This is a genomic window from Halomonas sp. TP35 (assembly GCF_052375975.1).
In the GTDB taxonomy this organism is placed as follows: Bacteria; Pseudomonadota; Gammaproteobacteria; order Pseudomonadales; family Halomonadaceae; genus Vreelandella; species Vreelandella citrativorans.
Map to the genome: position 1 here is coordinate 381,930 of NZ_JBQSUZ010000002.1, position 23,931 is coordinate 405,860.

Genomic DNA, 23,931 nt, shown 5'->3' on the forward strand with positions numbered 1-23,931 from the left:
GAAAAACCAACACTTTGGATCAGCGGTTGCGAATATAGCGATTAACTGCATTATTGTGCTCACGCAGCGTACGCGAAAAGTGGTGTGTACCGTCACCCTTGGATACAAAATAGAGCGTCTCGCCAGGCAGTGGATCGACCGCTGCTTCAAGCGACGCTCGCCCCGGCATGGCAATCGGCGTAGGCGGCATGCCATCAATCACATAGGTATTGTAAGGCGTGGCTTCACGCAGATCGGCATAGGTAATGCGCCCTTGATACCGGTCGCCCATACCATAAATCACGGTCGGATCAGTTTGTAGGCGCATGCCCTGCTCCGTCCGGCGCTTAAAGACACCGGCGATCTCACGCCTCTCTTCAGGCGCGCCTGTTTCACGCTCAATCAGCGATGCCATAATAAGCGCCTCATAAGGCGTCTCAATGGTCAGGTCATCCGAGCGTGCGGCCCATACCTCTTCTAAAATGTTTTCCATCCGCACCAACGCTTGGCGCAAAATATCGACGTCACTCATACCCAGGTGGTAGCGGTACGTATCGGGGAAAAACCAGCCTTCTGGAAAGGTGCCTTCTCTATCCAGCAAGGTCATTATTTCTTCATCGCTCAACTCCGCCGTGCGATGCTCCAGCTTGGGCGCGTTATTGAGTAGGTCGCGTAGTTGACTGAATGAGCGTCCTTCTGGAAGCGTCAACGGATACGTCACCACTCGGTTACTGCCTAACAGCGCCAGCATTTCAAGCCCATTCATACCGGACGTTAACTCATATTCGCCCACCCGAAGACGGGGAATACGTTCCGGCTGAACCCGAGCCAATACTTGAAAAGCCCAGGCATCCTCAAGAATCCCTTGCGCCTCCAACTGCGCAACCACCTGATTAAAGCCTGCTCCAGCAGGCACCTGATATAAAACAGGGGCTTCTAAAGCAAGAGGAGCGTCTAATCGGCTTTGCCAATAAAAATAGCTGCCTGCGACGCCAACGATGCCCAATACCAGAATAATTCCAACAGCGGCCAGTAACCGTTTCAACGTATCACCTCAACAAAATAGGTCAGGGCTTGCGGTATAAGTTGACGCATAGCCAAGCAGACGATGCGCCTGTGTTTGGAGCTTATCGGGCTGATTAATCGGCCAACGCTGCAGACAATCCGCATCTTCAGACAATAACGTCGCCACTGGCCATACCCCCTGTACGGAGTTCGCCACCCAAGCGCGCTCAACGGCGGGTAAGGCTTCAAGGGTTAGATTGGCTTCGCGCACAGCGCCTTCAGCAATTAACGCGGCACGCAATGTACCGGCCACGCCACATGTATCGAGTGGCGGCGTAAACAGTTCACCGTGTTGCTGCCAAAACAGGTTCATGCTGGTCGCCTCGATCAGCTGCCCCTGAGCGTCCGCCAACAAACCTTCGGCAATCGACACATCCTGCCACTCCTGTCGTGCCATTACATTTTCGAGGCGGTTTAAATGCTTGATACCAGCCAAAGCCGGTTGGTGAGCCAAGCGTATGCGGCAGATACGCACCGTCACGCCGCTTTTCCAGCGCTCAACCATAGGGGCGAAAGAAGTCCGCCGACTTAGCAAACGGGGTGTTGGTGTATCAGGTAATGCATACCCCCTTCCACCACTACCCCGTGTAACAATCAGTTTTAATACTTCAAGCGGTGCCGTGGCGTTTCCCTGCCAAGTGGCATCAATCGCCTCTTGGCAGGGAACTGGAATGCCGAGCCGCTGACACCCCTTCACCAACCGCGCTACGTGGTATGCCCACAGCACCGGTTTACCGTTACGCAGCAGCACCGTTTCGAACACGCCGTCCCCATACGCCAGCCCGCGATCATCAAACGGCACCTGAGGCAGGGTCATCTTGCGTTATACCTTTTTAAACAACAGCGAGCCGTTGGTGCCGCCAAACCCAAACGAGTTGGACAAGGCAACATCAATGCGCATGTTACGCGCCGTGTGCGGCACATAATCCAGATTGCAGCCTTCCTGAGGGTTATCCAGGTTAATGGTTGGAGGTGCCACCTGATCACGAATGGCCAGGATGCTAAACACCGCTTCAACAGCGCCAGCAGCTCCTAACAAATGGCCAATCATGGACTTGGTAGAACTTACCGCCACATCCTGAGCGGCACTGCCCATCACCCGTTCAACAGCACGGCTTTCTGCAAGGTCGCCAGCGGCCGTGGAGGTTCCATGCGCGTTAATATAGTGCACTTCGGAAGGGTCCATTTGAGCATCTTTAATCGCATTGCTCATGGAAAGCGCAGCCCCGCGACCATCTTCAGGCGGTGCCGTCATGTGATAGGCATCATCACTCATACCAAACCCGACAAGCTCGGCATAGATATTCGCGCCACGTGCCTTGGCATGCTCGTACTCTTCGAGTACCAGTACACCGGCACCATCCGAGAGAACAAAGCCATCGCGATCTTTATCCCAAGGACGGCTTGCTGCTTCGGGATTATCATTACGCGTTGAAAGCGCTCGGGCGGCAGAGAAGCCTCCCAGGCCAAGTGGCGTCGTTGCCATTTCAGCACCACCGCAGATCATGACATCCGCATCACCATAGGCAATCGTACGTGCACTATAGCCAATATTGTGCGTACCGCTGGTACATGCGGTGGTAATAGCGATGTTAGGGCCTTGAAAGCCATGTTGAATCGCCAAATTGCCCGAGATCATATTGATGATGGAGCCCGGCACGAAAAAAGGTGATACGCGACGAGCGCCGCCCTTATTAAGCGCATTGTGGTTATGCTCGATCATGGGCAGGCCACCAATGCCTGACCCCATGGCCACCCCGATACGCGGTGCATTCTCTTCTGTACAGGTAATACCAGCATCCTGAATTGCCTGCGCGCCAGCCGCCATGCCGTACTGAATGAACAGGTCCATTTTGCGGGCTTCTTTGGGATTCAGATAAGGGCTAATATCAAAATTCTTAACCGAACCACCAAAGCGTGTATTGAAGCTACTTGTATCAAAGTGCTCAATGGGCGCTATGCCGCTCTTACCGGCCGTAATATTCGCCCACGTTTCATCCACGCTATTGCCCACTGGGGTCACCAGGCCTAACCCAGTTACCACTACCCTTCTTCGCGCCATTAGCTTTCCTCCAGGCATCCATGGTGACTCGACCCATCCGGGTCATTTTCAGCAGAAATTAGGTGCCTAGTATAACGGAGATTGAACGTTATGTTTACGGTGAAGCACAAAGCAAAAAAGCCGCCCGTTAAAAGGGCGGCTTTTAAGGGGGGTGCTAGCACCACACCCTCGTTTGATGCACCAACTTGCCCTTACTGGTGGGCGTTTACGTAGTCGATGGCTTCCTGAACTGTCGTAATTTTTTCCGCCTCTTCATCAGGAATTTCAGTATCGAATTCCTCTTCCAAAGCCATTACCAGCTCAACAGTGTCAAGCGAGTCAGCACCCAAGTCTTCAGTGAAAGAAGAGCTGTTCTGGATGTCTTCTTCTTTAACGTTCAGGCGCTCTGCTACAACTTTCTTAACGCGCTCTTCAATAGTACTCATTAACGTACTCCAGTCGTTCACATTAGCCGTTTTGGATAACCAGCTATTTGGAAACCGCAAGCCAAAAGCTGCGGGGTAGTTTATAGACGCCCTTAGGCAGACGCAACCGCTAAGCCTAAGGCCATCAACGCATATTCATGCCGCCATTCACATGCAGCGTCTCACCGGTAATGTAACCTGCAGCATCACTGGTAAGAAAACCGACAGCGGCGGCTATCTCTTCCGGGCCGCCCAGACGAGCCAACGGAATTTGCTTTAGCAGCATTTCATGCTGTGCTTCCGGCAACGCTTCGGTCATATCGGTGGCAATGAAGCCTGGTGCTACCGCATTAACGGTAATTGCACGTGAAGCCACTTCACGTGCCAACGCACGGCTAAAACCCTCCATACCCGCTTTTGCAGCCGCATAGTTAGTCTGGCCAAGGTTGCCCATGGTCGCCACTACAGAGCTGATGGATACGATACGTCCAAAACGCGCTTTGGTCATGCCTCGCAGGCACGCCTTGCTTACACGATAGACGGACTTGAGATTGGTATCCATCACCGAATCCCACTCATCCTCTTTCATGCGCATCAATAAATTATCACGCGTAATACCCGCGTTATTAACCAAAATTGTCGGCGCACCAAAGCGCTCCGCGATGACCTTAAGCACGTCATCAATGCTCGTCTGGTCCGTCACGTTAAGGCAAAGACCAGCACCTTCAATGCCGTTTTGCTGCAAATCGGCATCAATTTTTTGTGCACCGGACTCACTGGTCGCGGTTCCGATCACGATACGGCCCTGACGGCCCAGCTCGTGGGCAATCGCTCGACCGATACCACGACTGGCACCAGTAACAAGCGCAACTCGGCGTTCTTGCGTCATAATTTTTTGCCTTTAACTATTTGCTTTTTAACCACGTAAATAAGCAAGGATAGCGAAAATTTCGGCTAACTAGGCGTCACTAGCCTGCGCTTCACGTGCCAGCTCAAGCGCCGCATCCAAGCTGTCAGGGTCATTGACTGCCAACCCTTTAGCACCACGGACAATGCGCTTGTTAAGCCCTGTCAGCACTTTACCTGGGCCACACTCAATAAACACATTAACAGACTGAGCAGCCATGGCTTCAACGCATGCTGCCCAACGCACCGGTTGATAAAGCTGTTCGATCAACCGCGTACGCAGCGTATCAATGTCGGCATGCGCCTGCGCATCTACGTTTTGAATAACCGTGTAACGTGGCGCTCGAAATTCGACACTTTCCATAGCGGCGGCCAAACGCTCGGCTGCTGGACGCATCAGTTCACAATGTGAAGGCACCGAAACCGGTAGCGCCATTGCACGCTTGGCACCCGCCTCCTGACACGCCACAATCGCCCGCTCAACCGCAGCGGCACTTCCAGCAATCACGACCTGGCCCGGTGAATTATAATTAACGGCCGAAACAATATCTCCCTGCGCAGCACTGGCGCAAGCGGCTTCAACCGCATTATCCTCCAAGCCGAGAATAGCCGCCATACCGCCCTCACCGACCGGCACTGCGTCCTGCATGGCTTCGCCACGAAGGCGAACCAGTTGAACGCCTTCAGCAAAGCCCATCACGCCCGCACACACCATGGCGCTATATTCACCCAGGCTATGCCCGGCCATGACAGTAGGTCGAGGCCCTTCAAGCTCCTGCCACACCCGCCAAATTGCAACACTAGCAGAAAGCAGCGCAGGCTGCGTGCAAGCGGTCGCGTTTAGCGTGGCCTCGGGGCCTTCCTGGACGACTTTCCACAAGTCGTAACCAAGTGCATCCGAAGCTTCCTCAAATGTTGTTCCCACTACACTATAGCGTTCGGCTAGCTCACGCAGCATTCCAAGCTGCTGAGAGCCTTGCCCGGGAAAAATGAGGGCAAGGGGTTGAGACATGTCGTTCACCTTTGCTCTTTAGGCATTTGCTCATTTGAGCGATAGGCGTGGCTATGGGTACATCCTGCTGTCACCAATAGCCCGCAAAATAAGTTCTAACCTATTATTATCGAGCACTTTACCTAGTAGCACTCTGCACCCATACCCTACACCATGGTGCACACATGGGCGCCTTTCTTAATAGCTGAAAATTGTATTAACGGCGCTCCCAACGCCCTGCCATACGCGCGGGCAGATTATGCTCCACTTCACGTACAGCGCGCTGGATCGCATAGTAAAAACCCTCTGCCTGGGTACCACCATGGCTTTTCACCACGATGCCCTTCAAACCAAGCAGGCTTGCTCCATTGTAGCGCACAGGGTTTAATTCTTGCTTTAGATAGCGCAACACAGGCTTGGCCAGTAGACTTGCCAAACGACCGCTTAGACGCGATTCAAACGCCATTTGGACACGCTCAACCAGCATACGAGTCAAACCTTCGCTTGCTTTGAGTACGGCATTCCCGACAAAGCCATCACACACAACCACATCAAGCTTGCCTTCAAAAAGATCACCACCTTCGGCATACCCGTGATAGGCAAAGGCGGACGCATCAGGATATTCGCGCAGAAGCCGGTCTGCTTCGCGCACATTAGCACTCCCCTTTGTGGCTTCCGCCCCCACATTAAGCAGCGCAACACGGGGCAGGCTTACATTATCGACACACTGTGCCATCGCAGCACCCATGACGGCAAAATCAACCAACCGGTGCGCGGGTGAATCCACGTTCGCCCCTAAATCCAGTAAGTAGCAGCGGCGACCGTAACGGGCCGGAATCGCAGTACTAATGGCAGGGCGCGAAATACCTTTAAGCGTTCCCAGTTCACGACGAGCAAGAGCCACCAACGCAGCCGTATTGCCCGCGCTTACTCCAGCAACTGACTCACCCAGCCGAAGGCTTCGCAGCATACACGCCATACTACTCGCCTGGCCGTGCCTAAGCGCCCAGGCAGCACTTGATGCCTGAGAGATGCTTAAAGGGGCATCACTAACCGCTAAACGTGACGCTGCCGCAGCCAAAGGCTGCGGCAAGCGTGAAAGCTCAGCAATAATTTGCTGACGCGGACCAAACAGAGTCAATTCAAGACCAGGATGTTCAATCACTGCTCTTGCAGAGCCTTCGATAACCGCATGGGAGCCTTGATCGCCTCCCATCACATCAATCGCTAGGCGCATGCAGCACCCACTCTACTTGGCCGCTTAACAAGATAGTTAAGGCTTATACCTCAACCACCTTGCGACCACGGTAGAAACCATCTGCAGCGACGTGGTGACGCAGGTGCGTTGTACCGGTTTCTTTGTCCTGAGACAGCGTCGGCGCGCTCAGCGCGTCGTGGCTACGACGCATACCGCGCTTGGAACGAGTCTTACGGTTCTTTTGAACTGCCATGGGTGTTTACTCCAGGGTGTGTAGGGTAAATAACGCTTACTTTTTGCCCTTTAAGGCATTAAGCACTGCGAAAGGGTTCGTGGCCGGCGTCGCTTCTTCTGACGTGCCGTCTGTCTTGCTGACCAGCTGCTCCGCCGAGACATGGCATTCGGTCTCATCGTGATAGACCACCTGCGGCAGACTGAGGATAAGTTCATCCTCAACTACCGTTAGTAGATCCAGCTGTTCTTTTTCCACCAGCACCGGTTCATGACTGGCAGGCAGCTCGGCGGCCAAGGCCTCGTCACTGATCATTCCAAGCAGGAAATCACTGGACACGTCTTGGCTCAGCGGCACCAGGCAACGACGACATGGCAATGCCAGTGTCGCTTGCAAATGGCCACGAATTTCACGACGACCTTGGGCATCCACACCAAACTCAAGGACAACATGACAGTCGCCTGTTTGGTCACCTGCCTCTTCGGCAAGCCGTGGCAACGAATTCAGTGCCACTACGCCTTCTAGTCGTTCGCGGCGGGCTGCAAGCTTATAAGGCTCAACCCGGCTGGGGAGTTGTGAGGTCAACATAGGCGCGCAATGATAGGCACTCCCCCCGCTGGTGTCAAAGCTTCAACACAATTCTTCATGGTTTATCGCACATTTCCCCATGACTTATCGCCCAAACCAGCAAATTAGGCACGCTCGCTGGCTTTCGCTACACTCCCTTTTTATTCCAAATCGCTTAGGAGAAATGGCGTGCCGCTTACTCAAAACGCATCGCTGGTGCTGGGCTCAAGTTCGCGCTGGCGACGAGAGCTGTTGGAACGCTTACAGCTTCCCTATCAGTGCTATTCACCCGATATTGACGAAACACCTCGTGCCAATGAGTCCCCCAAGGCGCTTGTGCATCGTTTAGCGCTCAGCAAAGCCAACGCCGTGGCGCCCCACTTCCCCAATCACTACATCATCGGTTCAGACCAGGTAGCGCTCTTTGAAGGCGACATACTGGGCAAGCCTCACACGCAGGAACGCGCTTGCGCCAACCTGGCGCGCTTTTCAGGTCAGCGCGTTACCTTTTTAACCGGCTTAGCGCTGCTTGATACCCAAAGGCAACGTCACTATACCCATATAGAGCCTTTCGACGTTGTCTTTCGGCCGCTAACCACACGCGAAATTGAGCGCTATGTCGCCCTTGAGCAACCATTGGACAGCGCTGGCAGCTTTCGAATGGAAGGATTAGGCATCACGCTGTTTGAAGCGTTAGAAGGGCGCGACCCGAATGCACTGATCGGACTTCCGCTTATTGCGCTATGTAGCATGCTGCGTCAAGTGGGCATGGACCCACTCGACGGTTAACGTCAGGCTTATTGTGCCTGGTAGCGTAGCGGCGAGTTAGGCGCCTTAAAGCCAAGCACCTCCGCCGCCACTTGAGTAAAGCGTCGCGTCAGCCGATCAAACGGATCAAGGCGCGGCGTGTAATCTTCCCAACTCGCCTCACCCACCTGATCACGCGCCACTTCTTCCAGACTTGCCAGTTGGTCCACCAAGCCAAGCTCAAGCGCCTGCTCGCCGCTCCAGATAAGCCCAGAGAATATATCGGGCTGATCGCTTAGCCGATCGCCTCGCCCAGCACGAACGTCATCCATAAATTGCTGATGTGTTTGCGTTAAAACACTCTGCCAGAATACCTGCGCTTCTTCATCAAGCGGCTGAAACGGATCCAAAAATGCCTTATTCTCGCCCGCCGTTAACACACGGCGCTCCACACCTATCTGGCTGATCGCATCCTGAAAGCCAAACCCTGCATAAATAACCCCAATCGAGCCCACCAGGCTTGCCGGTGAAGCAATAATTTCATCTGCTGCCGAGGCGATATAATACGCCCCACTCGCACCGATATCCTCGATAACCGCCAGAATCGGCTTATCACCCTGTTCGCGCAGGCGCATGATTTCCGCATAAATACGCTGCGATTGAACCGGGCTACCACCAGGGCTATCAATGTGCAGCACAACGGCTTCGACATTATCGGATTCCCAGGCGCGGTTTAGCCCCTGAATGATACGCTCGGCATTTGCTGGAGCGTCACTGGCGATAACGCCATTAACGTCTACGATGCCTAAGTGACGCTGCAGGGTAGACGCATCGCCCGTTGTCGCCCAAAAGGCGTTATATACAACGGTCGCGACGAACGCCAGTATCAAAAAGAGCGTCATGAAACGGAAAAACAACTTCCAACGCCGTGTACGGCGCTGCTCCGTTAACACGCCACCAATCCAGCGATCCATCATTTCAACCTGAGCCAAGCGCTGCCGCTCACGTAGCGTTTCAGCATCATCGCCTGCCGCCCCCACCGTAGCAGCCTCATCTTTATAAGCCGCCACGTCCGGGCCCTGTGTCCAGCGATCCTGACTTGAATGATCAGGCGTAGGGTTGTCCGCAGACTGTTGGTACCCGCGGCTATCACTGCGGCGCCAATCATCACTCATATATCATCCTTCTTGAGTTTAGGGACGCTAGATGATTGACCATCCACCCAACGTCGCATCCTCTATCCATGCAGCCAGCCAAAAAGATCTTCAACGTTATGAGCGACCCACTTGGGCTGGCTTGCCGCTAGCCGCTCTGGCGTATGAACACCGTAAGTTACTGCCACACGATCCATGCCGATGGCCCGCGCCATTTCCAAATCATATTCAGTATCGCCTACCATCACCGCACGCCCCACAGGAACGTCAAGCTCTAGAAGCAACTCATTCAGCATTTGCGGGTGTGGCTTTGAACGTGTTTCATCTGCGGTGCGACTAGCATGAAACCAGCTCCCACTTCCCGTTTCAGTGAAAACCCGGTCAAGGCCACGACGGCTTTTACCCGTGGCAACGGCCAAACGCTGCTGTTCGCGCTCGCGAAGGCGCGCCACTTGCGCCTCGACCCCATTAAAAAACGGCATGGGCGTTGTGTTCCCATGCACAAACTGATGTGCATAGCGCTGACGCAAGCGTTCGGCCTGAGCAGGACCGATGCCCGGGCACAGCTTGGCGATGGCTTCAGGGAGTCCCAGGCCGATAATATCTCTAATTGCCGCGACGTCCAGCTCGCCCCACTCTGCCTCTTGGGCCGCTGCCTGCATGCAGGCAACAATTTTCGACACCGAATCCATCAGGGTGCCGTCCCAATCAAAAATAATCAGCTCGTAACGCATTACCGCCCCTTATTACTTCACTGCCCGTGCATTTATTGCCGAGCACGCTTGAGCACGTCTTCCAGAACTTCTGGCAACGGCGCCTTAACGGTCACTGGGCGGCCGTTGGTAGGTTCCGGAAACGTTAGCGAGCGGGCATGCAGAAACAGACGGCTAACGCCTAGCTGTTTCGTCAAGTGCGCACTTTCACGTGTCGAGTACTTATCATCCCCAAGCAGCGCATGCCCCGCATGAGTCGCATGAACGCGAATTTGATGTGTTCGTCCGGTCACCGGCTCGGCTTCAATCAGCGTGGCTTTCTCAAAGGTTTCAACAACCGCAAAATGGGTGCGCGATACCTTGCCGTTTGGATCCACCCGCACTCTACGCTCACCGTTGCCTGCGTCGAACCGGTCAAGACGCGCGCTCTCATAGGTTTTACGTGCAGGCCAGCGACCACTCACTAGCGCCAGATAGCGCTTGTCCATACCATGTTTTTTTAACGACTCGTTAAGTGTCACCAAGGCATCACGAGACTTCGCCAGCAACAAGCAGCCAGAGGTATCGCGATCAAGCCGATGAACAAGCTCCAAAAAGCTCAAATCATCCCGCACCTGACGCAGTGCTTCAATCAACCCGATTTTAACCCCGCTCCCCCCATGCACCGCCAAGCCAGAAGGCTTATTAAGCACCATCCAGTCAGGGCCTTCCATAATGACGCTACCTACTAACACGTCACGCAAATTATCGCTGACTTCCTTCACCGCCTCACGCGGCGCCAAACGTAATGGCGGCACCCGAACCAGGTCACCCGCCTGGAGACGATAGTCCACCTTGACGCGCTTTTTATTAACCCGCACTTCACCTTTACGTACGATGCGGTATATCAATGCTCTAGGAGCACCTTTCAGGCGAGTCATCAAAAAATTGTCAATTCTTTGACCTGCCTGTTCCGGGGCGATATCCACCCACTGTACTTCACGCCCTTCGGCCATTGCCGCGCACTCCTGCTGTGTCTCTATGATGCCAGGCTAAAAACGGCATTCTAACGTAGACCCAAGGGCATTGCGTCAATTGCTGGTAGTTGTCTTTACTGTTATATTCCAAATCGTTCACTACTAAGCGTGGGCAGCTTGTCGAGTATTACTGTTTTCACAAGAGCTACTACCACGTTTAGCTAAAAGCGCCTGCCCGACTAACACGCAGGCCTGAGCACAAGAAGCGGCGCCAGTGTACGCATTGCCCGAATCTTAACGTATTAAATGCAGTCACTCTGTCGCCCGTATGATGTCGACAGATTTGCTAACGCTTGGCCTAAAACGGCAAGCGAATGCTGAATAAAACGCCACGCTCAGAACTGCCCCGCCTTTTCGTCACAAGGCGCTGGCCACTTCTGGGCGACAAGTTCAACGCTGTGCCGACGGCCGGCGTTGACGAATCGATGAATGCTAGGTGTAGGCGGTGTCAGCAGGGCCGGATGGACGTGACAGCCACCGAAACACGTCCTGCCTCCGCCACGTACTCAACCTGTCAGCCGGGTCGGTTAAAACCTTCCTGGCTTGCCGCGTCAGCATAACCATGCGCCGAGCACAAGCACGCAGCACCCACCGATTCGTCTACGTCACTCCTTAGACGGTCCGTCGGTGCACAACGCTATGCGAGACAACATGAAACGGATGCTTATCAATGCGACCCAACCCGAAGAGCTTCGGGTCGCGCTGGTTGATGGACAACGCCTGTACGATTTGGATATTGAATCAGGTGCACGAGAGCAGAAAAAAGCCAATATTTACCGCGGCAAGATTACCCGCGTGGAACCTTCCCTTGAAGCGGCCTTCGTTGACTTTGGCGCAGAACGCCATGGCTTTCTACCGCTCAAGGAAATCTCCCGCGAATACTTTATCAAAGATGTATCTGGCCGCCCCAGTATCAAAGAGGTACTGAAAGAGGGTCAGGAAGTTATCGTGCAGGTGGACAAGGAAGAGCGCGGCAACAAAGGCGCAGCCTTAACGACCTTCATTAGCCTGGCAGGCCGCTTTTTGGTGCTTATGCCCAACAACCCTCGTGCAGGCGGTATTTCTCGCCGCATTGAGGGTGAAGAGCGCAGCCAGCTAAAAGACGCCATGGGTCAGCTCACCGTACCTGACAAAATGGGTCTCATCGTGCGTACGGCGGGCATTGGTCGTAATCCCGAAGAACTTCAGTGGGACCTGGATTATCTGGCTCAGGTGTGGGAATCAATCACCACGGAGGCCGCCAAGCGCCCTGCTCCGTTCCTGATTTACCGCGAATCCAACGTTATTATCCGGGCCATGCGGGATTACCTACGCCAGGATATCGGCGAAGTGCTCATTGACAGCCCTGAGATTCATGCTGAAGCGCTAGGCTTTATCCGCCAGGTAATGCCTTCGTATCAGCAAAAAATCAAACTCTATGCGGATGAAGTGCCGCTTTTCTCACGCTTTCAAATCGAGTCCCAAATCGAAACAGCCTATCAGCGTGAGGTAAAACTCCCGTCTGGCGGCTCGATCGTTATCGACCACACCGAAGCACTGGTTTCAATCGATATCAACTCCGCCCGGGCGACCCGCGGCAGCGATATTGAAGAAACCGCCCTTCAGACCAACTCTGAAGCGGCCGATGAAATCGCCCGCCAGCTGCGCCTTCGTGATATTGGCGGCCTGGTGGTGATCGACTTTATCGACATGGGTCCGGCACGCAATCAGCGCGAAGTCGAAAACCGCATGCGCGATGCCTTGAAGCTTGACCGCGCACGGGTACAGATTGGTCGCATTTCACGCTTTGGCTTGATGGAGATGTCACGCCAGCGCCTGCGTCCTTCACTAGGCGAAACCAGCGGCGTGGTCTGCCCGCGCTGTATCGGCCAAGGCACCATCCGTGATGTACGCTCGCTTTCACTCTCGATTATGCGCCTTATCGAAGAAGAGGCCATGAAAGAGCGTAGCGCACAAATCCGCGCGATTCTGCCAGTACCTGTCGCTACCTACCTGCTCAATGAAAAACGTAGCGTACTGGCCGATATTGAGTCGCGCCAAGGGGTACGCGTTGTACTGCTACCTAACCCGGAAATGCATACGCCTCATTATGACGTGCAGCGTTTACGCGATGATCATATAGATGAAGATGACACACAAACACTGTCAAGCTTCGAGCTATCTACCGATACCGAAGTAGGTAAAGAGCCCAACCCCAACTTCGCGCCGCCCACACAGCGCGCTGAAGCGGCAGTTAAGAGCATTGCTCATAATGCACCCGCACCCGCCTCGCTACAGACGGATGAGCCAGCAGCAGCCAAGGCCACCGCGCCCACAACCAATGATGAGCAACCCAGCGTTATTGGGCGCTTTATCCGCGGGTTTGCAAAGCTACTGGGCAGCGATGACAACAGCGCAGCCGAAGCCCCTACTAGCAAGCCAGCAGCACCTGCGCCACGTAAACAAGCCGAACGCAGCCAACAGAAACCGGCCCCATTAGGCAGTGAGACGAAACAGCGTCCTGCCCGTAGCGAGCGCACCGAAAACAGCAAGGCAGATCAGCGGCAAACACCGTCGCGAAATGCCAATGCCGATGTCAGCGAAGAAGCCAACGATAAGCGCAGTGGCCCTTCTCGCACTCGCAATCGTCGCCGGAACCAGCAGCAGGACGATGCTAAAGCGCAGGAGAGTGGCAGCAAAAACAGCCGCCAGAGTCAGAAAGAGGCATCTCCCGCAAAAGACGAAAATCTTGACACATCGAAGAAGGCGCCTCAAAAAGAGTCGCGTCGAGATGCTCAGCGCGACAATAAACCTGCAAAAGAGGCTGCACACAACGACGCAGAGCAGCCAACTGCTCAGGATGATGGCAAGCCGAAACGTACGCGCAACAACCCGCGCAACCGTTCACGCAAGCAGGCGGTTAGCCCTCAGGCGGAAGCCGAGCAGTTAAAACTGCAGGCCCAAGCAGCCGAAGAGGCAACGCACGCAAGCGCCACGGCCCCAGCGACGGAAACGCCCGAAACTGAAGCGCCGAAGCAGGAAGTAGCTCACGAAAGTCTTTCTCAAGCCTCTGTTCAGTTGCCTGAAACGCAAGCCGAGGCTTCGCCTTCCAGCAGCATTGCGGATAGCAATCACGCTGACAGCCAATCGCACCAAGCGACCGCTGAGGAAAACACTCAGGAAACCGTTCAGGAACTCTCTCAAGCACCATCTCAAGCACCATCTCAAGCACCAGCTCAGGAAGCAGCTCAGGAAAGTGCCAAGCCTCAAGACGCGGAAAATACCGGCGTTAGCGCTGCTGACGAAACGACTCCGGTAGCGGCAGTTGAACCCGCCGAAACACTTAAAGCGGAACAGCCCTCTCCGAAAGTCGCCGAGCATGACGATGCGCCAGCTGAAGCAACAGCACCGGCCCAGCAAGAGACGCCCGCAGCTGCCGAGCCTGAAAGCGCACCGGTCACGGAAGATGAGCCGAAAACGGCAGATGAACTGAAGAGTGACGATGTCATATCTCTTCCGCACCAGATCGATGAAAAGCTCGAAAGCGACGCAAGTAGCGACGCCGATACTACGCTCGCGCCATCGCCCACTGAATTGGCCGAAAGCGGCGTTGCCGATGAACCCCAACAGTTGGCACCGGTAAATGAGTTGGCAGACGCTACACCTGTTCAGGAATCCGTAGAAAGCAGAACACCTGCGGATAACGTACCCCAGGCAGATGCACAGACTGACGACACTACCGCTGACGTTGCGCCACACGCCGCTAAATCGGTAGACGCACCTATCGCCGAAGAAGTGGCTGAAGAAGCACCCAAGCCGCGTCGTCGCCGTACCCGTGCGCATAACGATCCTCGTGAGCTGCGCAAGCAGGCACAAGAAGCCAGCAAAGAGTAATTTGCTGACTGCGCAAAAAACCAAACCCCGCCTCGGCGGGGTTTTTTATGCGTCAGTGCTCACACATTTATCAGCCTTGAACCAAACGTGGCTCTGGCTCCAGCCGTACGTTAAAACGAGCATGCACATGGTCGATAATCTTGCCTGCAAAGCGCAGCAATCCCTTACGGTCGCCGCCGCCCAAATGAACCAACACTAACGCCTGGCGGTCATGCACGCCAAATGCGCCTTCACATACGCCTTTAAGACCGCACTGATCAATCAACCAACCGGCCGCCAACTTGGTCTTTCCTTCGCCTAAAGGGAAATGCGGCATGTCAGGATAGCGGGCCAATAGCGCCTGCCCCTGCTGATCTGAAACAATGGGATTCTTGAAAAAACTGCCTGCATTGGCAAGCTGCCTTGGGTCAGGTAATTTTTCCTGGCGAATAGCGGCCACTGCCTCTGCAACATCCAACGGGGTGGGCGCATTCGGCAAGCGCGAGGCAAGATCGCCATAGTGAACCTTCGGTGCGGGCTGCCTGGAAAGCCGCAATACCAGCCGAGTAATCACGACACGATCACACAGCACACCCTTGAAAAGGCTGTCGCGGTAGCCAAACGTACACTCAGCATTCTCAAGCCAACGCGTTCTTCCTGTCGCAATCTCCATGATCTGCACGGTCTGAAGGCTATCGGCGAGCTCAACGCCATAGGCACCGATGTTTTGCACGGGGGCTGCGCCACAATCACCCGGAATCAGCGCCAGGTTCTCAATTCCCCAGAGCCCTCGGGCCGTCATATTGAGCACCAGTGCATGCCAGTTAACGCCAGCCCCCACATGCGCCAGCACATTATTACCCGCCGAGGTCAGCCACCACTGTCGTAGTGCCGGGCGTATCGTAATCCCTGTTAAGCGCGGCGGCAAAAGCACGTTGCTCCCTCCGCCCAAAAGCGTTACCGGCCAGCGCTTATGATGGGCGATAGCAAGCGTAGCGCGTAAGGCGCCTAGCGTGGTGGGTTCAGCGTAATAATCAGCCACGCAGGGCAAACGTAACGTATTGGACGATGAAAGATCCACGTGTTCGTTAATGGTACAAGCCGAGTTTTTAAGGGCTGAAGCTGTCACACGCGGTCACTTTTCAGGTGCTGGATTAAACCTTGTGACGCCGTTTCAATCATATCAAGCACGTTTTCAAACCCCTGTTCACCGCCATAGTAAGGGTCTGGAACCTCTGCTCCCGGCGTTCCAGAGAACTCCAGAAAAAGCCCGACATAAGCGTTGCTTTCGGCAGGTTTTAAGGCACGCATTGCCCGCAGGTTATCGTTATCCATGCCCAGTACATAATCGAAATCCAGAAAATCTTCTGGGGTCAGCTGCCGGGCACATAGCTGGCTCAGGTCAATACCTCGCCGCTTGGCTGCTGATTGAGCGCGCGAATCGGGTGCTTTCCCGATGTGCCAAGCGCCTACTCCGCAAGAGTCAATACTGACACGTTCACTCATACCTGCGTTTTTCAACGCGCGTTGAAAAAGGCCCTCGGCAGTGGGCGAGCGACAAATATTCCCTAAACAGACAAAAAGTACCCGCGTCACAACGCGCTCCCTGTACGTTGAAAAGTATTAACCAGATGGCGCTAACAGAGCGCGAACATGAGCTAAATCTTCCGCCGTGTCGACACCTGCTGGGTTAACCTCACACGCCAACGCCACCTGAATTAAATGGCCATTCTGCAAAGCGCGCAGCTGTTCAAGCTGCTCTAACTGCTCCAGCATTGAGGCCGGCCAGTCCCGGTAGGCGGCTAGAAAGCTCGCGCGGTAGGCATAAATCCCGATATGGCGCAGCCATGCATCCGTTTCAAGCAGTGCAGGCTGCTGCTTGAACTGCTCACGATCCCAGGGGATGGGCGCACGTGAGAAATACAGCGCCCGCCCCTGCAGTGAGCGCACTACTTTGACCACGTTGGGATTAAAGAGTGATGCTACATCGTTAATCGGCTCAGCCAACGTCGCAATGGAGGCTTCTGCGTCATCAGCTAAGCGCAGTGCCACCTGATCAATTAACGCGGGCGGAATGAGCGGCTCGTCACCCTGCACATTCACCACTAGTTCGTCTTCACCCAAAGAAAGGCTCTGGGCAACTTCGGCAAGCCGATCCGTCCCCGAGGCGTGATCATCGCGCGTCATGACGACCTCAGCCCCATACGGCAGCATCGCATCACGGATACGTTCATCATCGGTCGCAACAACGACACGAGCCGCCTGGCTTTGACAGGCACGCCGCCACACATGGGCGACCATAGGCTCACCAGCAATATCCAGCAGTGGCTTACCTGGCAACCGGGTTGAACCATAGCGGGCAGGCACAACGGCTATAAATGCAGGAAACGCCATTACAGGTCTCCCGTGCGACCTGGCGAGGTTGGGAGCTTTTCGTCAGCGTCCATTACCCGGGCTTCCTCAGGCAGCATAACCGGGATACCTTCTTGTATCGGATACGCTAGACCGTCATAAAGACAAACCAGTTCCTGCGCTTCGCGGTCGTACTTAAGCTTGCCGTTACATAACGGGCAAACCAGCATTGCCAGCAGTTCCTTATCCATTTATGCATCCCCTTCAGGACAGGGCTGACAGCCTGGCTGCCAGCCAATGTTCAAATTCTAATGGAAGCGTTGCCTCCACTTCTAATATCCAGCTATTGGGTGGCGCAATTCCCATGCATTTCACCGCATCTTTGGCGGTCATGACCACGGGCCGCTGTTTCGCCGGAGTAAATATATCCGCACTAAAACGCTGATGGTCTGCCAACGCCAGCATCTCACCGTTTACGCCTAAATCACGCAATGTAGTAAAAAAGCGCGCGGGGTGTCCGATACCGGCCACGCCAAACACCGGCACGCTAAAAGGTAGCGGTGTCAGCGGAAAGCGCTTGCCATCATTTAGGCGCCGCCAACTTATCGGCATTAGCTGCATGGAAGTGGCGCTCACCGAAAGTGATTGGCGCATGTCTCCCTTCGCTATTTCACCATTCGCTATTTCACCATTAACAACCACCGCATCTACACGCGCTAAACGTTCGGGCGACTCACGCAGTGGCCCCGCAGGCAGGCAGCGACGATTACCCAACCCTCGCGCCCCATCAATCACCACGATCTCAATGTCTCGCTCAAGCGCCAGATGCTGCAGCCCGTCGTCACTCAAAATAATATCGCAACCGAGATCGACCAACGCTTGAGCGCCACGCACACGCTTGGGGTCTGCTACCACGGGTAACAAGGTTTGCTGGGCCAACATAACCGGCTCGTCACCGCTTTGCGCGGGATCCGTCGAGGGCGTTACCTGGAGCGGGTAGTGCTCGGCTTTACCGCCATAGCCACGCGTGACAATACCCGGCGTCCAACCTTGTGCAACCAACCAGCGGCTTAACCAGGCCACTAATGGCGACTTTCCGGTTCCACCCAGGGTGATATTACCCACCACGATGACCGGCACTGGCGCACGCCATGTGGCCTTTTGGCCACTCACATACGCGGCTTCACGACGCGCCATGACATACTTATAAAGCGCGCCCAATGGCCTTAGCGGCAATAGCCATGGGCTATTGTGATAGCCCGCTTCAAGCCAGCGCTGCGCCAGCGTCATTATGCTTCCTGAAACTGAAGTTGATACAGCGCAGAGTAGGCACCACCTTTGTCCAGCAGCTCCTGGTGCGCTCCTTGCTCAATAATACGCCCCTGGTCCATCACCAGGATTCGATCTGCACGCTCAATCGTGGACAGACGATGGGCAATGACGAGTGTCGTGCGTCCCTGGCAGACGTGCTCCAGCGCTTTTTGGATGTAACGTTCAGACTCGGTATCCAGAGCGGAGGTTGCCTCGTCCAAAATCAATATTGGGCTATCTTTGAAAATCGCCCGGGCGATCGCCAGACGCTGACGTTGCCCACCCGATAGCATGACCCCGTTTTCACCCACCACCGTTTCATAACCTTGTGGCAGCTTATCGATAAATTCGCTGGCATACGCCGCCTTGGCAGCAGCTTCAACGGCCTGACGATCAGGGTTCGCCGTGCCATAAGCAATATTATCGGCCACCGTGGCGTTAAAGAGCGTCACTTGCTGTGTGACCAAGCCAATCTGCTGACGCAATGGGCCTAACGCATACTCATTAATATCCACACCATCGATTAAAATGCGTCCTTCATTAAGACGATAAAAGCGTGGTAATAGGCTAACGAGGGTTGATTTTCCGCTGCCTGAGCGACCCACAATCGCCACCATCTCACCAGGCGAGACGTGCAAATTGATGTCATGCAGCACGTTTGGCTGGTCGTCGGCATAGCGAAAGCCAACATTTTCGAGCATCAGCTCGCCCGTTAGACGCTTGGGCACACGCTGGCCGGTGTCTTGTTCCGGTGCTGTATCCATCAACCCAAAGAGCTCTGAAGCGGCGGCAAGTCCTTTTTGAATTTCACTGTTAATTTCAGTGAGCTGGCGTACCGGCTTGATCATCAAGGCCGCTGCGGTAATAAACGCAACAAACTCACCTGGCGTCATATTGGCCATTATCGCCGGCGCCATGGCCAGCCACACCAGCAGCGCCATGGATATCGCTACCAGCATAAGAATAACCGGGGAGCTTATCGCCCGCGTCATTGACTCTTTCATACTCTGTTTACGGTTCTCTTCGCTTACCCGTGCAAACCGTTGCTTTTCATAATCCTCAGCGCCGTAGGTGCGCACAACGCGGTAGCCTGACAAGCCTTCGGAAGCGACATGAGTGACATCACCCATCGAGCTTTGTATGCGTTTTGAAATACGCCGAAAGCGCTTACTGACATAGCTCACCACCACGCCAATAATGGGGGTAACCCCTAAAAACAGTAGGGTTAGCATCCAGTTCGTCCAGAACAAATAACCCACCAATCCCACAACAAACAGGCCTTCACGCAAAATAACGGTGACAGCGTTCGTTGCAGCGCCCGCCACTTGCTCTACATGGTAGGTCACGCGCGAAACAAGGTGACCGCTTGAGTGCTGGTCAAAAAACCGTCCAGGCAGATGCAGCATGTGGGCAAAAACGTCGCAGCGCAGCGTGTGGATCACATAGCGTCCTACATACGCCATATAGTAGGTGCTTAGAAAAGTGCCTACACCACGCGAAGCAAACATCAAAATAACAAACAGCGGAAGAAACAGCCGAAAAGCAGCATCAGGGTTTTGGATACCGTCGATTAACCGCTTCATCATCTCAGCAAGTGCCGTACTTGATGCGGCATATACCACAAACCCAACAGCGGCCAAGCCAAATGCTTGCCAGTGTGGTTTTACGTAGCTAAGTAGCCGTTTATAAATAACCCAACTTGAATCGGTCACACGCGCTCCTGGCAATAGTGTGCAATGCGCTGGATTCTACCTTATGGCGAGGCGCATCAACACCGCTTAACGCCACCATGTTGAACACTGCCGGATGGCCAACGCATTGGTGTAATAGACACAGGATGATCTTTTTGAAGCCAAAACCGCAGTGCCCCATCGTGCCCGGTACTCCACAGGCAACTCTTATACGCTCGGAAGCGGCGTACCACATCATCGACCGGATGCTGGAAAGCATTATTGCGACCTGCACTAAAGATCACATGCAAAGGCGTCGTATGTTGGACAAACTGAACACCTGAACTTGTGCGGCTACCGTGATGTCCGGCGACCAATACGCTGAGCGGCACATCAATATCTTTTAGAAAACGCCGCTCTATATCACGGCTGACATCCCCGGTAATTAATAATTGATGCTCTCCCGCGCTGACTTCCAGCACGCAGGAGCGGTCATTGGCCGAGTAATCATTGGACCCGGCAGGCGGCCATAAAAACCGATACGTAATTCCATCGCGCTGCCACTGCTGGCCACGCTCGCACGGGGTGGCCGTTACCGGTAGAGCTTCACCTAGAGGCGCACGCCAGTGCGTGACTGCATGGCTCTCCAGTAGCGCGCCTATACCACCTGCATGGTCACTGTCGGCATGGCTAACAATCACCTCATCAAAACGCTGGCCTGGCGACCACAATGTTTGCAGAGGCATAAAGCCTGCCTGAAAACGTGGCCCAGTATCGTATAAAAGCCGGTACTGCTGGCTGCGTAGCTCGATAAGCTGACCTTGGCCCACATCATGCACCGTTACGCGCAACGTGCCTTTAGGTATTTGCTCCAACGGAAGCCACCAGGCAAGCGATACCACTAGGCACGTAGCCCCCACTTTCAACCAGGACACCACGCCAGGCAGACCCCAGCACAAAGCCAACAAAAGAAGAGCGCCGCTTAATGGGTACACTAGCGCATGATCAGGTTCCCACAGCGGCCATCGTTCTGACGTAACGGTCAGAAAAACGTAAAAAACCGACAGCGCTTGCTCAAACAACCACCACATGCCCGTGCCCAGCCACGGCAGAGGTGAAAATATCCAGCCCAGCAGCGCCAACGGCACCATGATTGAACTTACCCAGGGCACGGCGATTATATTAATAATGGGCGCGCCCGGCGCCATACGTCCAAATGCGATCAGCACGGCGGCGGCCATTAGCGGGGCCAGTAACAGCTGGGAACGCAGCAACGCCCAGCACCAGCCTTTAACCCCTTTTGGACGCGTGCGCCCTTGCCAAATAATGATCAACCAGGCAACAGCCACAAACGATAGCCAGAGCCCAGGGCGCCATAAAGAGAGCGGATCAAGCAGCAGAATAATGGCAAGTGCCAGCCACCAGGCCTGCCAAGTGGCTGGGGAGTGTCGACCACTGAGCACCCACAGCCCTACCAGCGTCATGACCATGGCGCGCATGGCGGGCGGTTCCATACCGGCCAGATAGGCATAACCGATGGTGACCAGCGCGGCCACCCACCAGGGCCACACGCGCATTCGCCAGTTCAAAGGCGTTGTTAGCCGTGCGATGAGCTTTGCCAGCAATAGCGCAAACCCGGCCACCAGCCCCACATGCAAGCCTGAAATAACCACCAGATGCGTCGTTCCCGTGGCATTGAGTAGCGACCAGTCCTCCTGGGTTAGCTGGCTGCCCTCCCCCAGCGTTAAGGCTGCGAGCCAGCGGCGCGTTCGTTCACCGAGTGGCTGCCTCTCCAGCACATCAAGCGCCAGCTTTCGTACAGAAAACCCAGCCGTGGCCAATTGCGTCGGCGCTGGCTCCTGGCGTACATACCCCGTTGCATGAATGCCTTCTCGCCAGAGCCACTGTTCAAAATCAAACGTACCAGGGTTGGCAAATCCGCGAGGCGGGCGCAGGCGTAGCGTCATTCGCCACTGCTCTCCCGCATAGTAAGTCGGCGCGTTATACGCCGTTACACGGACCTTGTTAAGCGTATCGCAAGCGGGGTGATGAGTAGGTCCTTCACAGGTTTTTACCGCTAACAGTAACCGCTGTGCATCACCCAACGGGGTTACGCTCAGCACCCTTGCTTTTACAACGACATCTTCGCCGTTGAGACCTTCGGGCAAGCGACTGCCCCACTCCTGATGAATGCCAACCATTACCCAGCCACCCAGTAATAGCCAGAAAGCCGCCTTGGCGCGCCAGGCCATCAGTAGCAGCACGCCCAATAAGCTAACGCCAACAAAAGGGTTCATTGCCCCCGTTATACCGCTTAATCCCGCGATTACTGCCCCTAACAGTGCCGCTAGCGCTGCCGGTATCGCCATGCCAAACGGCATACGACTCTCCTTGGCTTAAGAACTTCATCTACTTGGCATAGCCGAAGCGCTACGCGATATGGATAATAGGGTGCACTAATAGGCAAGAGTACCTGACATGCCGCGCCGGTTCCTGCAGCGCTACATGCCCAGACCCGACACGCTACGGCGACAGCGGTCGCTACGCTTTATAGCACCGCTAATTGCCGACCCCGGGCTGTGGCTTTTAACTCGGCGAAGCGTTGCCAACGCCTTTAGCGTTGGCTTGTTTTGCGCCATGCTACCGATTCCATTTCAAATGGTAGTCGCTGCCGTGGGCGCTCGCCTAAGCCGTTGTAATTTAGCACTTTCGGTAGGCCTTGTCTGGATTACCAACCCACTCACCATGCCGCTGATTTTTTATTTTAACTATCGAATTGGCACATTTATGCTTGGAGCCCCGGTACGTGAAGCACCTACGCGTATTTCAACGCGCTGGATTGCCGAACAAATGCACGATATCGTACCGCCACTGATTGTTGGCTCATTTATTACGGCTATTGTGCTAGCAGTGGCCGCCAATATCGGCATTCGCCTTATTTGGCGCTGGCATGTCTCTCATAATTGGAAACGCCGCCGCCTAAATAGGCAGCGGCGTCGGGCATGTATCGAATCCGAGTTCGATGATTAAGGCATGCGAGGCTGCTCAACCAACTTGCCCGCGTCCAGTTTAAGCACCCTGTCCTGATGTGCAGCCAGCCCCACGTCATGCGTCACGATAACAAACGCACACGCACTCTCTTTGGCCAACTCATCCATCAGGGCTAGAATCGTGGCTGCCGTCGTTTGATCCAGGTTACCGGTAGGCTCATCCATTAGCACCAGGCTTGGGTCTGTTACCAAGGCACGCGCAATGGCGACCCGCTGGCGCTCACCACCGGAAAGCTCGCCAGGCTTATGATCAGCCCGCGCCTTCATCCCTACACGCTCAAGAATCTGCATAGCGCGTTTTTCAGCGGTTTTTTTCGACTGACCACGGATAATTAACGGTAACGCTGCATTCTCAACGGCGGTAAATTCTGCCAGCAAATGGTGAAACTGGTAAACAAACCCAATGTAGCGATTACGAAACGTCCCTAAGGCCGCTTCGTTTAAGTTGGAAAGTGGCTCACCAGCGATCACCACCCGACCATCGCTTGGGCGATCCAGACCGCCCAGCAAGTTTAAAAGCGTGGTTTTACCCGACCCAGAACTACCCACAATCGCCACCCGTTCGCCCGCACGAACGGAAAGTTCAAGCTTATCAAGCACGGTCAGGTCTTGTGGTCCTTCGCTATATACCCGCGTTAAACCTTGGCAATCCAACATAACAG

General features: G+C 54.7%; 23 protein-coding genes. 3 read left to right on the plus strand and 20 right to left on the minus strand.

The features are described 5' to 3' along the window. Positions 1–19 precede the first annotated feature (19 nt). The 9 genes from mltG to ACT3RU_RS04505 all read right to left on the minus strand — a co-directional run bounded on the left by mltG (position 20) and on the right by ACT3RU_RS04505 (position 7,425). Positions 20–1,024, minus strand: a complete 1,005-nt coding sequence (gene mltG / locus ACT3RU_RS04465) for an endolytic transglycosylase MltG (RefSeq protein WP_192526369.1) — start codon at positions 1,022–1,024, stop codon at positions 20–22. Between the two features lie 9 nt (positions 1,025–1,033). After that, a complete protein-coding gene (gene pabC / locus ACT3RU_RS04470) occupies positions 1,034–1,861 on the minus strand; it encodes an aminodeoxychorismate lyase (protein WP_192526368.1) in 828 nt (275 codons plus the stop codon). Positions 1,862–1,867: 6 nt separating this feature from the next. After that, positions 1,868–3,106, minus strand: a complete 1,239-nt coding sequence (gene fabF, locus ACT3RU_RS04475; protein WP_172116374.1) for a beta-ketoacyl-ACP synthase II — start codon at positions 3,104–3,106, stop codon at positions 1,868–1,870. A gap of 191 nt (positions 3,107–3,297) precedes the next feature. Beyond that, positions 3,298–3,531, minus strand: coding sequence for an acyl carrier protein (gene acpP, locus ACT3RU_RS04480; RefSeq protein WP_008956801.1), 234 nt, complete (start codon positions 3,529–3,531; stop codon positions 3,298–3,300). Between the two features lie 124 nt (positions 3,532–3,655). Beyond that, positions 3,656–4,399 carry a 3-oxoacyl-ACP reductase FabG gene (gene fabG, locus ACT3RU_RS04485; protein ID WP_087109285.1) on the minus strand — a complete coding sequence of 248 codons (744 nt, stop codon included), beginning with the start codon at positions 4,397–4,399 and terminating at the stop codon, positions 3,656–3,658. A 69-nt stretch (positions 4,400–4,468) separates the two neighbouring features. Then, positions 4,469–5,428, minus strand: a complete 960-nt coding sequence (gene fabD, locus ACT3RU_RS04490) for an ACP S-malonyltransferase (protein WP_192526366.1) — start codon at positions 5,426–5,428, stop codon at positions 4,469–4,471. A gap of 196 nt (positions 5,429–5,624) precedes the next feature. Next, on the minus strand, positions 5,625–6,644 hold the full coding sequence (plsX, locus tag ACT3RU_RS04495; protein WP_087109289.1) for a phosphate acyltransferase PlsX: 1,020 nt from the start codon (positions 6,642–6,644) through the stop codon (positions 5,625–5,627). A gap of 43 nt (positions 6,645–6,687) precedes the next feature. Further along, on the minus strand, positions 6,688–6,858 hold the full coding sequence (gene rpmF / locus ACT3RU_RS04500; protein WP_087109291.1) for a 50S ribosomal protein L32: 171 nt from the start codon (positions 6,856–6,858) through the stop codon (positions 6,688–6,690). A gap of 36 nt (positions 6,859–6,894) precedes the next feature. Then, positions 6,895–7,425, minus strand: a complete 531-nt coding sequence (locus ACT3RU_RS04505) for a YceD family protein (RefSeq protein WP_087109293.1) — start codon at positions 7,423–7,425, stop codon at positions 6,895–6,897. Between the two features lie 168 nt (positions 7,426–7,593). Here ACT3RU_RS04505 and ACT3RU_RS04510 point away from each other — a divergent pair, with 168 nt between their 5' ends. Further along, positions 7,594–8,193 (plus strand): Maf family protein, encoded by a 600-nt coding sequence (locus tag ACT3RU_RS04510; protein ID WP_192526365.1) that lies wholly within the window; start codon positions 7,594–7,596, stop codon positions 8,191–8,193. Between the two features lie 8 nt (positions 8,194–8,201). Here the strand turns inward: ACT3RU_RS04510 and sppA are convergent, their stop codons facing one another. The 3 genes from sppA to ACT3RU_RS04525 form a co-directional block, all read right to left on the minus strand. After that, positions 8,202–9,326, minus strand: a complete 1,125-nt coding sequence (gene sppA / locus ACT3RU_RS04515; RefSeq protein ID WP_192526364.1) for a signal peptide peptidase SppA — start codon at positions 9,324–9,326, stop codon at positions 8,202–8,204. Between the two features lie 62 nt (positions 9,327–9,388). Continuing rightward, positions 9,389–10,039, minus strand: a complete 651-nt coding sequence (locus ACT3RU_RS04520; RefSeq protein WP_192526363.1) for an HAD family hydrolase — start codon at positions 10,037–10,039, stop codon at positions 9,389–9,391. A gap of 32 nt (positions 10,040–10,071) precedes the next feature. Then, a complete protein-coding gene (locus tag ACT3RU_RS04525; RefSeq protein WP_087109302.1) occupies positions 10,072–11,013 on the minus strand; it encodes an RluA family pseudouridine synthase in 942 nt (313 codons plus the stop codon). A 672-nt stretch (positions 11,014–11,685) separates the two neighbouring features. Between ACT3RU_RS04525 and rne the strand changes: the two genes are divergently transcribed. Next, positions 11,686–14,907 carry a ribonuclease E gene (rne, locus tag ACT3RU_RS04530; protein WP_192526362.1) on the plus strand — a complete coding sequence of 1,074 codons (3,222 nt, stop codon included), beginning with the start codon at positions 11,686–11,688 and terminating at the stop codon, positions 14,905–14,907. Between the two features lie 70 nt (positions 14,908–14,977). Here the strand turns inward: rne and murB are convergent, their stop codons facing one another. From murB to ACT3RU_RS04565, 7 genes are read right to left on the minus strand one after another with little or no spacing between them, the layout of a single operon-like run. Further along, positions 14,978–16,015, minus strand: coding sequence for a UDP-N-acetylmuramate dehydrogenase (gene murB, locus ACT3RU_RS04535; RefSeq protein ID WP_318779676.1), 1,038 nt, complete (start codon positions 16,013–16,015; stop codon positions 14,978–14,980). Next, the gene (locus ACT3RU_RS04540) at positions 16,012–16,482 is read right to left on the minus strand and encodes a low molecular weight protein-tyrosine-phosphatase (protein WP_192526361.1); all 471 of its coding nucleotides are present in this window, start codon (positions 16,480–16,482) and stop codon (positions 16,012–16,014) included. The genes murB and ACT3RU_RS04540 overlap by 4 nt, the downstream gene beginning before the upstream one ends. 27 nt (positions 16,483–16,509) lie before the next feature. Then, entirely contained in the window at positions 16,510–17,280 is a 771-nt protein-coding gene (gene kdsB / locus ACT3RU_RS04545; protein WP_483392523.1) for a 3-deoxy-manno-octulosonate cytidylyltransferase, read from the minus strand. Beyond that, the gene (locus ACT3RU_RS04550) at positions 17,280–17,489 is read right to left on the minus strand and encodes a Trm112 family protein (RefSeq protein WP_172116363.1); all 210 of its coding nucleotides are present in this window, start codon (positions 17,487–17,489) and stop codon (positions 17,280–17,282) included. The genes kdsB and ACT3RU_RS04550 overlap by 1 nt, the downstream gene beginning before the upstream one ends. A 13-nt stretch (positions 17,490–17,502) precedes the next feature. Next, positions 17,503–18,528, minus strand: coding sequence for a tetraacyldisaccharide 4'-kinase (lpxK, locus tag ACT3RU_RS04555; RefSeq protein WP_193056292.1), 1,026 nt, complete (start codon positions 18,526–18,528; stop codon positions 17,503–17,505). Beyond that, a complete protein-coding gene (gene msbA, locus ACT3RU_RS04560; RefSeq protein ID WP_193053774.1) occupies positions 18,528–20,261 on the minus strand; it encodes a lipid A export permease/ATP-binding protein MsbA in 1,734 nt (577 codons plus the stop codon). Before msbA ends, lpxK begins: the two co-directional genes overlap by 1 nt. 56 nt (positions 20,262–20,317) lie before the next feature. Then, positions 20,318–22,600, minus strand: coding sequence for a DNA internalization-related competence protein ComEC/Rec2 (locus ACT3RU_RS04565; protein ID WP_193056291.1), 2,283 nt, complete (start codon positions 22,598–22,600; stop codon positions 20,318–20,320). Positions 22,601–22,697: 97 nt separating this feature from the next. Here ACT3RU_RS04565 and ACT3RU_RS04570 point away from each other — a divergent pair, with 97 nt between their 5' ends. Beyond that, positions 22,698–23,249 (plus strand): DUF2062 domain-containing protein, encoded by a 552-nt coding sequence (locus tag ACT3RU_RS04570; RefSeq protein ID WP_172116359.1) that lies wholly within the window; start codon positions 22,698–22,700, stop codon positions 23,247–23,249. Here ACT3RU_RS04570 and ACT3RU_RS04575 read toward each other — a convergent pair. Beyond that, positions 23,246–23,926 carry an ABC transporter ATP-binding protein gene (locus ACT3RU_RS04575; RefSeq protein ID WP_193053882.1) on the minus strand — a complete coding sequence of 227 codons (681 nt, stop codon included), beginning with the start codon at positions 23,924–23,926 and terminating at the stop codon, positions 23,246–23,248. The genes ACT3RU_RS04570 and ACT3RU_RS04575 overlap by 4 nt on opposite strands. Positions 23,927–23,931: the final 5 nt, after the last annotated feature.